Origin of the sequence: Streptomyces sp. NPDC038707 (assembly GCF_040636485.1) — a bacterium.
Classification (GTDB): domain Bacteria; phylum Actinomycetota; class Actinomycetes; order Streptomycetales; family Streptomycetaceae; genus Streptomyces.
Window position 1 is genome coordinate 31100 of record NZ_JBEZUP010000036.1, and the last position, 16444, is coordinate 47543.

Consider the following 16444-nt stretch of genomic DNA (forward strand, 5'->3'; position numbering starts at 1 on the left):
GACCGTTCCGCTCACGCATCGCTCACGCAAGCCATCTCGCGGCACCCCGGCCGTGTAGCGCGTCATGCCCCGAGCAACACAAAAGGCCAGGTCACGGGCTATGTGACCTGGCCTCTGCCGGAGCCGCTTTCGGGATTCGAACCCGAGACCTACGCATTACGAGTGCGTTGCTCTGGCCATCTGAGCTAAAGCGGCGCGCTGCCCGCACCATGGTGCGATCGGCAACGACGGTAAGTCTACACAGTTTCCGGAGGTGCTCGTACCCACCCCGGAGAGAGGGTCCCGGGGTGGGTGGGAGGGGTTATGAGCAGCGCTTTCCGCCGGGCGGCGGGGTGCCCCGCAGGAGGTAGGTGTCGACCGCCGTGTCGATGCAGCCGCTGCCGCGCCCGTACGCCGTGTGGCCGTCGCCGTCGTAGGTCAGCAGGCGGGCCGAGGAGAGCTGGCCGGCCAGGGAGCGGGCCCAGCGGTAGGGCGTCGCCGGATCGCGGACCGTGCCGACCACCACGATCGGCGCCGCCCCCTTCGCCTCGATGCGGTGCGGCTCGCCCGTGGCCCGCACCGGCCAGTACGCGCAGTTCAGCGAGGCCCAGGCCAGGCCGGGTCCGAAGACCGGGGACGCCTTCTCGAACGCGGGCAGCGCCTTCTCGACCTCCTCGGGGCCGGCGAAGGCCGACGGGAGGTCCAGGCAGTTCACGGCGGCGTTGGCCATCATCAGGTTGCTGTAGTGGCCGTCGGCGCCCCGTTCGTAGTACGCGTCCGAGAGGGACAGCAGGGCCGCCCCGTCACGCTTCCTGATCGCCGAGGTCAGCGCCTCGCGCAACTGCGGCCAGGACGCCTCGTCGTACATCGACGCGATCACCCCGGTCATGGCCAGCGCCTCCCCCAGCCTGCGGCCGGCCTTGTCGCGCGCCGGCAGCGGGCGGGCGTCCAGCTCGCGGAAGAACGCCCGCAGGCGGTCGCCGACCCGCGCGGGCGAGGTGCCCCGGCCGCCGAGCGGGCAGTCGGACCGTCGTACGCAGTCCTTCGCGAACGTCTGGAACGCCGTCTCGAAGCCCGCCGTCTGGTCCAGGTTCAGCCTGCGGGCGTCCAGGGACGGGTCCATGGCGCCGTCCAGCACGATCCGGCCGACCCGTTCGGGGAACAGCCCCGCGTAGGTCGCCCCGAGGAACGTGCCGTACGACGCCCCGACGTAGTTCAGCCTCCGGTCCCCGAGCACCGACCGCAGGATGTCCATGTCCCGGGCCGCCTCCACCGTGGAGACGTGCCGCAGCAGCCGCGCCGAGTGGGCCCCGCAGCTCTCCGCGAACCTCCGGTCCGCCGCGACCAGCGCGTCCCGCTCCCGCCGGTCGTCGGGCGTCAGGTCCGTCTGCGTGTACGCGTCCATCTGCCGCCCGTCCAGGCAGGTGACGGGCTCGCTGCGGGCGACGCCCCGCGGGTCCATCGCCACCATGTCGTAGCGGGCGCGGATCCGCGCCGGGTAGCCGAGACCCGCGTACTGCTGGAGGTACGCCACCGCCGAGCCGCCCGGGCCGCCCGGGTTGACCAGCAGCGAGCCCAGCCGCCCGGACGCGCCGGTGGCCTTCTTGCGGGCGACGGCGAGCCGGACGGTGCCCGCGCCGGGGCTGGCGTAGTCCAGCGGGGCCTTCATCGTCGCGCACTCGAATCCGGGGACACCGCACTCGCGCCAGCGCAGCCGCTGGCTGTAGTACGGCGTGAGCGCCGCCGGCGTCGTCCGCGGCAGCGCGGCGAGCGCCGCCTGCACCGTCTGGCCGGCCGACGCGGCCCGGTTCCCGGACGAGCAGGCGGACACCAGCAGCGCGGCGGCCGTGAGGAGAGCGGCCGTGAGACGGGCCGCCGTCCGGGGGCGGGCGCCGCGGATCCGGTGGGCGCGGCGGGGGCCGCGGGTACGGGGAGATGGCCTGGTTCGCATCAGGCGAGCGTAACGCTGTGCGACGACACCGGTGCGCTAGGTGGGCATTGTGCCTCCTACGGGGGACATACGGGGGACCCCCGCGTCGCCCGGACCGGTGGGTGCCCGCCCTCGGCCCACCGTCGCCGGGCGTCGGTCCCGCGGCGCCCCCGTCTCACCCCGCCCGCAGTGCCATGGTCATCGCCTCCACCGCCAGCAGCGGGGCCACGTTGCGGTCCAGGGCCTCACGGCACGCGGAGATCGCCTCGATGCGGCGGAGCGTGGACTCGGGGGTGCTGCCGCGCGCCAGCCGTTCCAGGGCGTCCTCGGCGTCGGCGTTGGCGATCGCCACGCGTGTGCCGAGCTGGAGGGCGAGGACGTCGCGGTAGAAGGCGGTGAGGTCGCCGAGTGCCACGTCCAGGCTGTCGCGCTGGGTGCGGGTTCTGCGGCGCTTCTGCATGTCCTCCAGGTCCTTCATCACCCCCGCCGTGCCGCGCGGCAGCCGGCCGCCCTGGGCCGCGCCGAGCGCCGCCTTCAGCTCCTCGGTCTCCTTGCCGTCCATCTCCTCGGCGAGCTGCTTGGCGTCCTCCGCCGCCGCGTCGACCAGTTCCTGGGCGGCCTTGAGGCAGGCGCCCACCTCGTCCAGCCGCAACGGCAGCTTCAGCACGGCGGCGCGGCGCTCGCGGGCCGCCGGGTCGGTGGCCAGCCGGCGGGCCCGGTCGACATGGCCCTGGGTGGCGCGGGCGACGGACGCGGCGACCCCGGGCTCGATGCCGTCGCGCCGGACGAGCATGTCGGCGACCGCGTCGACGGACGGTGTGCGCAGGTTCAGGTGGCGGCAGCGGGAGCGGATGGTGGGCAGGACGTCCTCGATGGAGGGGGCGCACAGCAGCCAGACCGTGCGCGGGGCGGGCTCCTCCACGGCCTTGAGGACGGCGTTGGCCGACTTCTCGTTCAGCCGCTCGGCGTCCTCGACCAGGATGATCTGCCAACGGCCGTTCGCCGGGGCGGTGAACGACTTGCGGACCGTGTCCCGCATGTCCTTGACCAGGATCTCGGCGCCGACCGCGGCGACCGTCGTGACGTCCGCGTGGGTGCCGAGCAGCGCCGTGTGGCAGCCGTCGCAGAAGCCGCAGCCGGGGGCGCCGCCGAGCGCCCGGTCCGGGCTCACGCACTGCAGGGCCGCCGCGAAGGCCCTGGCCGCCTGGTTCCGGCCCGCGCCGGGCGGGCCCGTGAACAGCCAGGCGTGGGTCATCTTCGACGCCTCGGGCAGCGGCCGGTCGGCCGAGACGGCGGTGACCAGGGCGTCGGCGTCCCGCGCGGCCGCACCGAGCACCGCGCTCACCTTCTCCTGTCCGACGAGGTCGTCCCACACGGTCATGGGTCACGCCGCCCTTCCGTCCACATTCCGCGTTCCGGAACCCATTGTGCGGGCGGGCACTGACAACGGGTGCCCGCGAAGGCCGCGGGGGCGGGGCCACAGGAGGGCAGAGCCCCGGCCGGGGTCTCGCGGAGACGACCCCGGGTCAGCCCCGCCGGCCCCGGCCCCGGCCGCCCCGCTCCTCGCTCCCGCCGCTGTAGCCGCGCTCGCCGTACTCCCCCTCGTCGTACGACCCGAGCAGTTCGTCGGCCAGCGACGGCAGGTCGTCCAGCGGGGTCTCCTCGGCCCAGTCGGGGCGCGGGCGGCGGGGCGTGCCGTCGGCACCGAGCTGGGGCATCTCACGCGTACGTGCCTCGGAGCCGTCGGGGCTCGCGGCGGGGCGCTCGTCCCGGAAGAAGCCGGGCGGCACCCGGTCCGCCGGGTCGTCGCTCCGTACGGGCGGCACCTGCGGCAGCACCGCCGTCTCCTCGCCCGGCCCGGAGCCTGCCGTCGGCGCGTCGGCCGGTCCGTCGGACACCGGCGGCAGTACGGCCGTCTCGTCCGCCGCGCCCGGAGGCACCTGCGGCAGCACCGCCGTGTCCTCGCCCGGGCCGGAGGACACCGGCGGCTGCGGCAGCTCGGCGGTCACCTCGGAGTCCGGGAGGGGGCCCCGGACGGCGCCGGCACGGCGGTCGCGCTCCTCGCGCACCGGTCGCAGCACCGTCGTGTCGTCCGTGGCCGGTCCGCTCGTACGGTCCCGGTCCGTACGGCCCGGGACCGTGCCGCGTCCCGCCGTGTCCGGGGTCCGGGCGTCCGGGGACACCACCGGGGTCGGGACGGTCTCCTCGGCGCGCGAGGCATCCGGGACACCGAAGGTGTCCTCGGCCGCGTCGGGCGCCACGCCCGGGACCGCCGGAAGCGGCGTGCTGGGCCTGCGGGCCGCCGCGTCGGCCGCCGCAGCGGCCTCGGCGGCCTGCCGGCGGGCCTCCTCGGCACGCAGCAGCGCCTCCTCGGCCTTGCGCTGCGCCTCCAGTCGCCGGGCTTCCTCCTCGGCACGCAGCTTCGCCTGCCGGGCTTCCTCCTCGGCGCGCAGCCGGGCCTGCCTGGCCTCTTCCTCGGCGCGCAGCCGGGCCTCCTCCTCGGCCTGCTTGCGGCGCCGCTCCTCCTCCGCCCTGCGGCGGGCCTCGGCCTCGGCGCGCGCCTTCTCCTCGGCGAGCAGCCGCTGCCGCTCCTCCTCCGCCCGCCGGGCCGCTTCCTCGGCCCGCTGCCGGGCCTCCTCCGCCTGCCGCTCGGCCTCGCGGCGCTGTGCCTCCTCCAGCTCGCGCCGCTTGCGCTCCTCCTCCTCGGCGCGCAGGCGGGCGAGCTGCTCCTGGCGCTCACGCTCCAGGCGCTCCTCCTCCGCCTTGCGGGCGGCCTCTTCCTCGGCCTTGCGCCGCGCCTCCTCCTCGGCCTTGCGCCGGGCCTCTTCCTGAGCCTTGATCTCGGCCTCGGAGAGCGGCAGCACGGTGTCCAGCCGGTGCCGGATCACGGTGGTGACGGCCTCCGGTTCCTGTCCGGCGTCCACCACCAGATAGCGGCCGGGATCGGACGCGGCCAGCGTGAGGAAACCGGCCCGCACGCGCGCGTGGAACTCGGCCGGCTCCGACTCCAGGCGGTCCGGCGCCTCGGTGAACCGCTCGCGGGCGGTCTCCGGGGAGACGTCCAGCAGGACGGTGAGGTGCGGGACCAGACCGTCGGTGGCCCAGCGGTTGATGCGGGCGACCTCGGTCGGGGACAGGTCCCGGCCGGCGCCCTGGTAGGCGACGGAGGAGTCGATGTAGCGGTCGGAGATGACGACCGCGCCGCGCTCCAGGGCGGGCCGTACGACCGTGTCGACGTGCTCGGCGCGGTCGGCGGCGTACAGCAGCGCCTCCGCGCGGTGCGACAGGCCGGCCGAGGACACGTCCAGCAGGATCGAGCGCAGCCGCTTGCCCACCGGGGTCGCGCCGGGTTCGCGGGTGACCACGACCTCGTGGCCCTTGGCGCGGATCCACTCGGCGAGCGCCTCGGCCTGGGTGGACTTGCCGGCGCCGTCGCCGCCCTCCAGGGCGATGAAGAAACCGTTGGACGCCGGTGCCGTGACCGGGTCGTCGCCGCCGAGCAGCGCGTCCTTCAGGTCCTGGCGCAGCGGCACACCGGAGCGGTCGTCGGCCTTGGCGAGCACCAGCGCGGCGACCGGCAGCAGCAGCGCGCCGACGAGCATCAGCGTGAAGGCGGCACCGCCGTGCGCGAAGACGAACTTGCCGTTCTCCAGCCGGTGCGGGCCGATCAGCGCCGCGAACAGCGGCGCGATCAGCACACCGAGCGCTATGAAGACGCGGACCACGGCGTGCAGGTGCTCGGTGGTGCGCGCCCGGCGGTGGTCCTCGGTCTCCTGGTCGAGCAGGGTGTGCCCGGTGTTCGCGGCGACGCCCGCGGCGGCACCGGCCAGCGTGACGATCAGCAGGACCGTGGTGACGTCCGGGACCAGCCCGGCGGCCAGCAGCGCGATGCCGGTGACGGCGATCGCCAGGGCCAGCAGGCGGCGGCGGGACAGGGAGGGCAGCAGGGCGGGGGCGGTCCGGATGCCGGCGGCGACACCGCCGGTCAGGCCCAGCACCAGCAGGCCGTAGAGCACCGGGCCGCCGCCGAGGTCCCTGGCGTGCAGCACGCACACCGAGACGGCCGCGGCGATCGCCCCGGCGACCCCGGCGCAGGCCGGGACCAGCAGCGGGGCGGCGCCCGTGCGGCCCTTGTCGACGCCGGTGCCGGTGCGCGGCCGGCGCAGGCCCTCCAGCGGGGACCGGGCGCGCGGGGTGCGCGTGCCGGGTACCTCGAGGGACGTCAGCACGGACAGGGAGGCGGCGAACAGGCCCGCGGCCAGATAGGACGCGAGGGCCGCCTGGTGCTGGTCGAACCAGGCCACGCCGGTGCCCAGCAGGTTGTTCAGCAGGGCGGCGACGATCAGGGCGGCGGCGGCCAGCGGGACCGCGAGGAAGGTGGTGCGCAGCGCCAGACGGCGCAGGGCGTCCAGGTGGTCCGGCAGCGGCCGCACGGTCGCGCCCTCGGGGGGCGGGGCCGGCAGCAGGGCGGGGGCGGCGCTCTCCCGGCACACCGTCCACAGCCGCTCGGCGACGCCGGTGACGAAGGCGGTGACCAGCAGGACGGTGAGGGCGTCGCCCGGGGTCCAGTCGATCCACAGGGGCGCGACGATCAGCAGCGCGGCGCGCAGACCGTCGGCGCCGACCATGGCCCAGCGGCGGTCGAGCGGGCCTTCCTCGCCGGTGAGCGTGGTCAGCGGGCCGAGGAGGACGGCGCCGAACAGCAGCGTGGCGAGGACGCGGGCGGCGAAGACCGTCGCCACTGCGAACGCCACGCCTCGGTAGCCGCCGCCGAAGGCGTCCTCGGTGATCGCCGCCTGGAGGACCAGCACGACGAGGACGAGAAGGGACAGGGTGTCGCCGACACCGCTCACCAGCTGCGCGCTCCACAGGCGCCTCAGCTGCGGTCGGCGCAGCAGGGAACGGACGGCGCGCTCGCGGGAGTCCGCGACCAGGGCGTCGTCCGGGGCTGTGGGGTGGGCCGTTGGCTGCTCGGCTCGCGTCATGCGTTCAGCCTATCCGCAGCCGCTGACACCACACCTCGCGTGTCCGCACGCGCGTCCGCCCCGGCACCACGCGGGCACCGGGGCGGACGTTCATTGCGCGAAGCGCCGAGCGAAGCCGGGCGCGAAGCCGAGTACGCGGCCGGGTACGAGGCCGCAGGGGCCGGCAGGACGGTCAGGGACGCCACGAACGGCCCCTGACAACGGCCGGCACCCCTTGACGGAGCCGGATTCCTCCGCTCAGTCCTCCGCCCCGGAAGCCGTCGCCTTGGAGGCGGCCGCCTTCTTCGTGGCCGTCTTCTTGGCGGTCGTCTTCTTCGCGGCGGCCGTCGTCTTCTTGGCGGCCGTCTTCTTGGCGGCGGTCTTCTTCGCCGCCGGAGCGCTCTTCTTGGCCGGAGCCTTCTTCGCGGTCTTCTTGGCCGGGCCCTTGGCGCGCTTCTCGGCGAGCAGCTCGAACCCGCGCTCAGGGGTGATCGTCTCGACGCTGTCGCCGGAGCGGAGGGTCGCGTTCGTCTCGCCGTCGGTGACGTACGGGCCGAACCGGCCGTCCTTGACCACGACCGGCTTTCCGGAGACCGGGTCCTCGCCCAGCTCCTTCAGCGGCGGCTTGGCGGCGGCCCGGCCCCGCTGCTTGGGCTGGGCATAGATCGCCTGGGCCTCCTCCAGCGTGATCGTGAAGAGCTGATCCTCGGACTGCAGCGAACGCGAGTCCGTGCCCTTCTTCAGATACGGGCCGTAGCGGCCGTTCTGCGCGGTGATCTCCACGCCGTCGGCGTCCGTGCCGACGACCCGCGGCAGCGACATCAGCTTCAGCGCGTCCTCGAGCGTCACCGTGTCGAGCGACATGGACTTGAACAGCGAGGCCGTCCGCGGCTTGACCGCGTTCTTGCCGGTCTTGGGGGTGCCTTCGGGCAGCACCTCCGTGACGTACGGGCCGTAGCGGCCGGCCTTGGCGACGATCTGGTGGCCCGTCTCCGGATCGGTGCCCAGCTCGAAGTCACCGCTCGGCTTGGCCAGCAGTTCCTCGGCCAGCTCGACGGTCAGCTCGTCCGGGGCCAGGTCGTCCGGGATGTCGGCGCGCTGGTGCTCCTCGGTGTCCTTCTCCCCGCGCTCGATGTACGGCCCGTAGCGGCCGACGCGGAGCACGATGCCGTTGCCCACCGGGAACGAGGAGACCTCGCGGGCGTCGATCGCGCCCAGGTCGGTCACCAGTTCCTTGAGGCCGCCGAGGTGGTCCCCGTCGCCGTTGCCCGCCTCGGCCGCGCTGCCGACGCCGTCGCGGCCCTCGCCGAAGTAGAAGCGCTTCAGCCACGGCACGGCCTTGGCCTCACCGGCGGCGATCCGGTCGAGGTCGTCCTCCATCTTGGCGGTGAAGTCGTAGTCGACGAGCCGCCCGAAGTGCTTCTCCAGGAGGTTGACCACGGCGAAGGACAGGAAGGACGGCACCAGGGCCGTGCCCTTCTTGAAGACGTAGCCGCGGTCCAGGATCGTGCCGATGATCGACGCGTACGTCGACGGGCGGCCGATCTCGCGCTCCTCCAGCTCCTTGACCAGGCTGGCCTCGGTGTACCGGGCCGGGGCCTTGGTGGAGTGCCCGTCGGCCGTGATCCGCTCGGCGGACAGCGCGTCGCCCTCGGCGACCTGCGGCAGCCGGCGCTCGCGGTCGTCCAGCTCGGCGTTCGGGTCGTCGGCACCCTCGACATAGGCCTTCAGGAAGCCGTGGAAGGTGATCGTCTTGCCGGACGCGCTGAACTCGACGTCCCGGCCGTCGGCGGCGGTGCCGCCGATCTTCACCGTGACGCTGTTGCCGATGGCGTCCTTCATCTGGGAGGCGACGGTGCGCTTCCAGATCAGTTCGTAGAGCTTGAACTGGTCGCCGGTCAGACCGGTCTCCGCGGGCGTGCGGAAACGATCACCCGACGGACGGATGGCCTCGTGGGCCTCCTGCGCGTTCTTGACCTTGGCGGCGTACGTACGCGGCTGCGGCGGCAGGTAGTCGGCGCCGTACAGCTGCGTGACCTGGGCGCGGGCCGCGGAGATCGCGGTCTCGCTCAGCGTCGTGGAGTCCGTACGCATGTACGTGATGTAGCCGTTCTCGTACAGCTTCTGCGCGATCTGCATCGTGGCCTTCGCGCCGAAGCCCAGCTTGCGGCTGGCCTCCTGCTGGAGCGTCGTCGTACGGAACGGGGCGTACGGCGAGCGGCGGTACGGCTTGGACTCGACGGAGCGCACGGAGAAGCGGGCGTTCTCCAGGGCGGCGGCGAGCCCGCGGGCGGTCGCCTCGTCGAGGTGGAGGATGCCCGCGCTCTTGAGCTGTCCCACCGAGTCGAAGTCGCGGCCCTGCGCGATCCGCCTGCCGTCGACGGTCTGGAGGCGTGCGACCAGCGACGACGGGTCCGACGGGTCCCCCGCGCGGCCGGTCGAGAAGGTGCCCGTCAGGTCCCAGTACTCGGCGGAGCGGAAGGCGATGCGCTCGCGTTCCCGCTCCACGACGAGCCGGGTGGCGACGGACTGCACGCGGCCGGCCGACAGCCGGGGCATGACCTTCTTCCACAGGACCGGGGAGACCTCGTAGCCGTAGAGGCGGTCGAGGATGCGGCGGGTCTCCTGGGCGTCGACCAGCTTCTGGTTGAGCTGGCGCGGGTTGGCGACGGCCGCGCGGATCGCGTCCTTGGTGATCTCGTGGAACACCATCCGCTTGACCGGGATCTTCGGCTTCAGAACCTCCTGGAGGTGCCAGGCGATCGCCTCGCCCTCCCGGTCCTCATCGGTGGCGAGGAACAGCTCGTCGGACTCCTTCAGCAGGTCCTTGAGCTTCTTGACCTGGGCCTTCTTGTCGGCGTTGACGACATAGATCGGCTGGAAGTCGTGTTCTACGTCCACACCGAGGCGGCGGACCTCACCGGTGTACTTCTCGGGCACCTCCGCGGCGCCGTTGGGAAGGTCGCGGATGTGCCCGACGCTCGCCTCGACGATGTAACCGGGGCCGAGGTAGCCCTTGATCGTCTTCGCCTTGGCAGGCGACTCGACGATGACGAGTCGGCGACCGCCGTGTGCGGTCTCGCTGGTCGGGGACAACTTCGCTCTTCTCTCCGGTCGACGCTGGGGCCTCCCCAGGCCTTGGTCCCGGGGTCGCGGCGTACTGCTGGCACGTGGTGACGCTGCGGAGTGTGACGCTACATCCCGCCCCCGTGTCAAACGGGAAAAGCCCACAACGGCCACTCGAACGGTAACCCGACTACCGGCATTCCTGCCGCCCGGACCGCCCGGCCGTCCGTGCACCCCTGTCCGGAGCGTAACGCTCCCCTTACCTTCCGGGACAACGCCCGGCGGGCTCAGAGCCGGGTCAGGCAGTACCCGCCGAGGGCCAGCGCGAGGGTTCCGGCCAGGCCGGCGACGGCGGTGGATGCGACCCGGCTCACACCGAGACCCACCGGTTCCCGGCGCCGCAGCCGCGCCCCGGTCCAGACCAGCAGACCGGCTCCGAACAGGGCGAACACCGTTCCCGCGAAGACCGCCGGCCCACTCTCCATCGCCCGCCCACCCCTTGTCCGTCGCCGGCCCTGCCCGGCGCGGGGAGCGTGGCACGCGCGGGAGGCGGGCGGGCGACATCGGGGTGAACGCCGGACCGACAGAAAATCGCACATCAGAGCGAGCAAGGGCGCCCTGGAGCCGTCGGCCATATTTTTCCGGCCGTTTTGCGGAGAGGGGTCCGTGGCGAGGCTCCCGGCGCCCTCTCCGGCCCGCGCTTGCGGCGTACGGCGGTACGCGCGGCCGGGCCGGCACGATGATCCGACCGCGCCCGGTACGGCACGGACCGCTCAGCCCGCCGGCTCCAGGAAGCCCTGCTCCACCAGCAGCCGGATCTGGGCGGGGGTGCGGTCGCGGAGCAGGACCGCGTCCTCGCCGACGAGCTGCGCGATGGCGTCCAGGATGCGGCCCGCGCTCAGCGTGCCGTCGCACACGCCCGCGAACCCGGCGCCGACCGTGTCCACCTTCGTCGCCCGCCGCATCCCGCGGTGCTGGCGCAGCACGACATGCTCGGGGTCCTCGGCGCCGGGCAGGCCGACCTGCTCCTGGACCACTTCGGGGACGAGCCGGAAACGGCTGTCCAGCAGCGCCGCGTCGTCGTGGGCCCGGAGGTAGTCGAGCCGGTCGAAGTGCGCCCGGATCGTCTCGCCGAGCGGCTGCTCGACCGGGTGCGGCCACTCCTCCACAGTGACGACGGGCTCGGCGGAACCGGTCCTGCGCAGGGTGATCCAGCCGAAGCCGACCGCCCTGACCTTGCGCGCCTCGAACTCGTCGAGCCAGGCGTCGTAGCGCGCCTGGTACTCCGCCGGGTCCCCGCGGTGGTCGCCGGCGTCCCGCAGCCACAGCTCGGCGTACTGTGTGACGTCCTGCACCTCGCGCTGCACGATCCAGGCATCGCACCCGCGCGGCACCCACGACCTGAGTCTGTCCTGCCAGTCCTCCCCCGCCACGTGCTGCCAGTTCGCGAGGAACTGCGCGAACCCGCCCTCGTTCAGCCGTTCCCCCGCCTGCTGAACGAGCGAGCGGCACAGATCGTCCCCGCCCATGCCCCCGTCCCGGTACGTCAGCCGGGCGCCCGGGGAGATCACGAACGGCGGGTTGGAGACGATCAGGTCGAACGTCTCGTCGTCCCGGACCGGCGCGAAGAGCGAGCCCTCGCGCAGCTCGGCGGCGGGTGCCCCGGACAGCGCCAGCGTGAGCGCCGTGATGTGCAGCGCGCGCGGGTTGAGGTCGGTCGCCGTCACGCGCGTGGCGTGCTGGGCGGCGTGCAGCGCCTGGATGCCGGAGCCGGTGCCGAGGTCCAGGGCCGAGGCGACGGGGGTGCGCACGGTGATGCCGGCGAGGGTGGTGGACGCGCCGCCGACGCCCAGGACGACGCCCTCGTCGCGCTGCCCGATGCCGCCGGCCCCGCCGACCGCGCAGCCGAGGTCGGAGACGATGAACCAGTCCTCGCCGCCGGGACCGCCGTAGGGCCGTACGTCCACGGTCGCGGCCACCTCGTCGCCGCCCACGCGCCGCAGCCAGCCGGCCTCCAGCGCCTCCTGGACCGGCAGTGAGGCCGCCACGCGCGCGTGCGGCACCGGCTGCTGGAGCAGGAACAGCCGTACGAGCGTCTCCAACGGCGTGTCGCCGCGCGTGGCCCGCAGGGCCGGCACGGTCTCGCTTCGGGCCAGTGCCGCGTACGCGGCGGCCCCGAGCAGGTCGAGCAGTCCGTCGGCGGTGAAGGAGGCGGCCAGCAGCGCGTCCCTCAGGCGCGCGGCGGTGTCGGGCCGGTCGGCGGCGGGCAGGGAAGCGGGTCCGGTGTCAGTCACGCCCCCATTGTGGCCCGCGACGGCCCGCCGGGGCGGACCGGGCGCGGGCCGTTCGCCGACGTCAGCCGGTCGCCGCCGAGGCCGTGGAGCGCGCCGTCGCGGACGCGGCGACCTTGCAGCTGGGCTGCTCGGCCATGGCTTCCTTGACCTCGCCCTGTTCCAGCCGCTTCAGCGCCTCGGTGCCGTCGTCACCCTGCTTGCCGACCTCCTTGGTCTGGCCGGCGACCTCCTTGAGGCCCTTGGCGAACTTGCCCTGGTCCTTCGTGTCGAGCCCCTCGACCGTCTTCTTCAGGCCGGTGTACGACGTGGAGAGGCCGGCCAGGTTCTTGGCGGCGTCCTTCTGGAGCTTGGCCCCGCCGTCGATCCCGGGGGGCGCTCCGGCGCTGTCGAGGGCGTCCGCGAGGGCCTTGTAGCCGTCGGCGAGGCTCTGGAAGGCCTCGACGTACGTCTTCTGGGCGTCCTTGGGCGGAAGGTTGCTGTCCGTGGCGATGGACGCGATCGAGGCGTTGGCCGACTTGATCCTGGCGCTCTGCGCGGGCACGGCGTCGCACACCGTCTTGGCCCAGGAGACCAGCTTGGGGTCGGGCCCCTTGTCATCGCTGCCGCCGCATCCCGTCAGCGCCACCGCCAGTACCGCACCGCCGGACAGTGCGGCCGCGAGCTTCTTGTTCACCGGATTGGTCCCTTCCATGGCTCTCGGCCCCCGGAATCTACACGGCGGACGGCCTTGCCCCCGCTACCGGGCGAGAGATCAGTCAGCTTTTATGACCTTTTGTGCCATGGGAGAGAAGGCTCACGACGTGGCCGGACCCACACGGCAGGGCGGGCGGCCGGCGCGTCCGCACGCGCCGCCCGCCCGCCCGCCCGCCGGGTCCTGCCGGCCCCGGCTAGGAAACGACCGCCGCGTCCGGCGAGTTGGTGACCCGCTCGGCGTTCTCCTCGTCCCCGACGGCGATGCCGCGCCGCTTGGAGACGTACACGGCGACGACGATCACCAAGAGGGCGAGGACCGCGATCCCGATCCGCACGCCGAGGTTCTTGTCGTCACCGTAGGAAAACTTGATCACGGCCGGTGCGATGAGCAACGACACCAGGTTCATGACCTTCAGCAGCGGGTTGATCGCGGGTCCGGCGGTGTCCTTGAAGGGGTCACCGACCGTGTCCCCGATCACCGTGGCCGCGTGCGCCTCGCTGCCCTTGCCGCCGTGGTGGCCGTCCTCCACCAGCTTCTTGGCGTTGTCCCAGGCTCCGCCGGAGTTGGCGAGGAACACCGCCATCAGCGTGCCCGCGCCGATGGCACCGGCGAGGTAGGAGCCGAGCGCGCCGACGCCGAGCGTGAACCCGATGAAGATCGGCGCCATGACGGCGAGCAGACCGGGCGTGGCCAGCTCGCGCAGGGCGTCCTTGGTGCAGATGTCGACGACCTTGCCGTACTCGGGCTTCTCGGTGAAGTCCATGATCCCGGGCTTCTCGCGGAACTGCCGCCGCACCTCGAACACCACCGAACCGGCCGAACGCGACACCGCGTTGATGGCCAGCCCGGAGAAGAGGAAGACGACCGCGGCACCCGCGACGAGACCGACCAGGTTGTTGGGCTGCGAGATGTCCAGCGACAGGCTGAGCGGCGCGCCCGGCCCGGTCAGCTTGGCGCCGACGTCCTTCACATTGGTGGTGATCGCGTCGCGGTACGACCCGAACAGCGCCGCCGCGGCGAGGACGGCGGTGGCGATGGCGATGCCCTTGGTGATGGCCTTGGTGGTGTTGCCGACCGCGTCCAGGTTGGTGAGCACCTGCGCGCCCGCGCCCTCGACGTCACCGGACATCTCGGCGATGCCCTGCGCGTTGTCGGAGACCGGCCCGAAGGTGTCCATGGCGACGATCACGCCGACCGTGGTGAGCAGACCGGTGCCGGCCAGGGCCACCGCGAACAGCGCCAGCATGATCGACGTACCGCCGAGCAGGAACGCGCCGTACACGCCGAGCCCGATGAGCAGGGCGGTGTAGACGGCCGATTCCAGGCCGACCGAGATGCCGGACAGGACGACGGTGGCCGGTCCGGTCAGGGAGGTCTTGCCGATGTCCCGCACCGGCCGGCGGGTGGTCTCGGTGAAGTAGCCGGTCAGCTGCTGGATGACGGCGGCGAGCAGGATGCCGATGGCGACCGCGACCAGCGCGAGGATGCGCGGGTCGCCGCCCTTGCCCTTGATCGCCGCGTCGGTGACGCCGTCCAGGCCGGCGTAGCTTGCCGGCAGGTAGAGGAAGACGGCCACCGCGACCAGCGCCAGCGAGATCACCGCGGAGATGAAGAAACCGCGGTTGATCGCGGTCATGCCGCTGCGGTCGGCGCGGCGCGGGGCGACCGCGAAGATGCCGATCATCGCCGTGATCACGCCGATGGCGGGCACCAGCAGCGGGAAGGCCAGTCCGGCGTCGCCGAAGGCGGTCTTGCCGAGGATCAGCGCGGCCACCAGGGTCACGGCGTACGACTCGAAGAGGTCGGCCGCCATGCCCGCGCAGTCGCCGACGTTGTCGCCCACGTTGTCGGCGATGGTCGCGGCATTGCGCGGGTCGTCCTCCGGAATGCCCTGTTCGACCTTGCCGACCAGGTCGGCGCCGACGTCGGCGGCCTTGGTGAAGATGCCGCCGCCCACCCGCATGAACATGGCGATCAGGGCGGCGCCGAGGCCGAAGCCCTCCAGCACCTTCGGCGCGTCGGCCGCGTACACCAGCACCACACAGGAGGCGCCCAGCAGGCCGAGCCCCACCGTGAACATGCCGACGACGCCGCCCGTGCGAAATGCGATCTTCATCGCGGTGTGCGAGACGGTGGTGAGATCCTTTCGCGGTTCGCCTTCCGCCGGAGTCGCCTCCCGGGCCGCCGCGGCGACCCGTACGTTGCTGCGCACGGCGAGCCACATGCCGATATAGCCGGTGGCCGCCGAGAACGCCGCGCCGATCAGGAAGAACACCGAGCGGCCGGCCCGTTGATTCCAGTCGTCGGCGGGCAGCAGCATGAGCAGGAAGAACACGACGACGGCGAATACACCGAGCGTGCGCAACTGCCGGGCGAGATAGGCCTTGGCCCCTTCCTGGACCGCCTCGGCGATCTTTTTCATGCTGTCGGTGCCCTCGCCCGCGGCGAGTACCTGCCGGACCAGGATCCCCGCGACCACCAGGGCGGCCAGGGCTACGGCCGCGATAACGGCCACGATGATCCGATTGTCGTCGGTCAGAACCGCTGCTGCGAGAGAAGTGGGATGACCTGACCGATGAGGGGTAGAAAGCCCCGCCATTCGTCCTCCTTGACGCTTGGGCTGAGCTCAAGATGTGGACGGATTGTAGGTAACCCGGAGTGATCTAAACAGGGGACGGTAAACGGATTCGGCCTGCTCGCACTCTTCAGCAAATGATCGAGAGGACGACATGGAACCCGAAAGAAGTAATGCCCTTGGAGCATTGACGGCCACATTGACCCTTGATCGAATTATCGGGCTATTGATCGTGAATACCTTCACGAATTCCGGAGCCCCCCGGAAAACACGACGAGGGCCCTGCTCGGCAGGGCCCTCGGAAGCGCGGTGGCGCCGTCGGTCAGACGAGCGCCGTGGCCGGCGGTGTGGTCGGCCAGGTCATGCGGATCAGTCCGCCGTTCGGTCCGGTGGTGACCTCGACGTCGTCGACGAGGCCGCTGATGACCGCGAGGCCCATCTCGTCCTCCTCGGCCTCGGTCTCACCGGCCTGCGCGGCGCCGGGCGTGTCGCCGCCCGCGACGGCGTGTGGCGCCTCGTCGCCGACCTCGATGGAGAACTGTTTCTCCTCTTCGACCAGCGCCACCTTCACCGGTGCCGTCACGCCGCTGCTCCGGTGCAGTCCGACCGCGCGGGAGCACGCCTCCCCCACGGCGAGACGCACCTCGTCCAGGACGGCCTCGTCCACTCCCGCCCTGCGCGCCACCGCTGCCGCCACCAGCCGGGCGGTCCGGACGTGTTCGGGCTGCGCGCTGAAGCGGAGTTCGACGGTGGCCATGCATCCCCCTCGCGACTACGGGCGTGCGGTCGGGGACGGGGCCGCCGCCGGGCGACCGCGCCCCCTGGTGTCCTTCTGATACCCCGGACCGCCCCGTGCGCAGCGTCTTGTCTGCGTCATCACACGGGCGTCCTGCGGACGTCCTCCGCGCCGGCGCGGCCCAGGACGGACCGGCCGGCGACGGA

At 72.9% G+C, this 16444-nt stretch carries 9 protein-coding genes and 1 tRNA gene; all 10 read right to left on the minus strand.

Features of this window, described 5'->3' with window-relative positions:
• Positions 1–121: 121 nt before the first annotated feature.
• Positions 122–195, minus strand: a tRNA-Thr gene (locus tag AB0E62_RS32905).
• A 106-nt stretch (positions 196–301) separates the two neighbouring features.
• A complete protein-coding gene (locus tag AB0E62_RS32910; protein ID WP_362202212.1) occupies positions 302–1930 on the minus strand; it encodes an alpha/beta hydrolase in 1629 nt (542 codons plus the stop codon).
• 154 nt (positions 1931–2084) lie between these two features.
• Positions 2085–3290 carry a DNA polymerase III subunit delta' gene (locus tag AB0E62_RS32915; RefSeq protein ID WP_362202215.1) on the minus strand — a complete coding sequence of 402 codons (1206 nt, stop codon included), beginning with the start codon at positions 3288–3290 and terminating at the stop codon, positions 2085–2087.
• 145 nt (positions 3291–3435) lie between these two features.
• Positions 3436–6894 (minus strand): dTMP kinase, encoded by a 3459-nt coding sequence (gene tmk, locus AB0E62_RS32920; protein ID WP_362202218.1) that lies wholly within the window; start codon positions 6892–6894, stop codon positions 3436–3438.
• A 237-nt stretch (positions 6895–7131) separates the two neighbouring features.
• Positions 7132–9969 (minus strand): type I DNA topoisomerase, encoded by a 2838-nt coding sequence (gene topA / locus AB0E62_RS32925; protein ID WP_362202221.1) that lies wholly within the window; start codon positions 9967–9969, stop codon positions 7132–7134.
• A gap of 257 nt (positions 9970–10226) precedes the next feature.
• Positions 10227–10424, minus strand: coding sequence for a hypothetical protein (locus tag AB0E62_RS32930; RefSeq protein WP_362202223.1), 198 nt, complete (start codon positions 10422–10424; stop codon positions 10227–10229).
• A gap of 288 nt (positions 10425–10712) precedes the next feature.
• Positions 10713–12233: a class I SAM-dependent methyltransferase gene (locus tag AB0E62_RS32935; protein WP_362202226.1), complete on the minus strand. Its 1521-nt coding sequence runs from the start codon at positions 12231–12233 to the stop codon at positions 10713–10715.
• A 61-nt stretch (positions 12234–12294) separates the two neighbouring features.
• Positions 12295–12924, minus strand: coding sequence for a small secreted protein (locus tag AB0E62_RS32940; RefSeq protein ID WP_362202229.1), 630 nt, complete (start codon positions 12922–12924; stop codon positions 12295–12297).
• A gap of 196 nt (positions 12925–13120) precedes the next feature.
• On the minus strand, positions 13121–15526 hold the full coding sequence (locus AB0E62_RS32945) for a sodium-translocating pyrophosphatase (RefSeq protein WP_362202232.1): 2406 nt from the start codon (positions 15524–15526) through the stop codon (positions 13121–13123).
• Between the two features lie 298 nt (positions 15527–15824).
• Positions 15825–16259 carry an ATP-binding protein gene (locus tag AB0E62_RS32950; RefSeq protein ID WP_362202235.1) on the minus strand — a complete coding sequence of 145 codons (435 nt, stop codon included), beginning with the start codon at positions 16257–16259 and terminating at the stop codon, positions 15825–15827.
• Positions 16260–16444 lie beyond the last annotated feature (185 nt).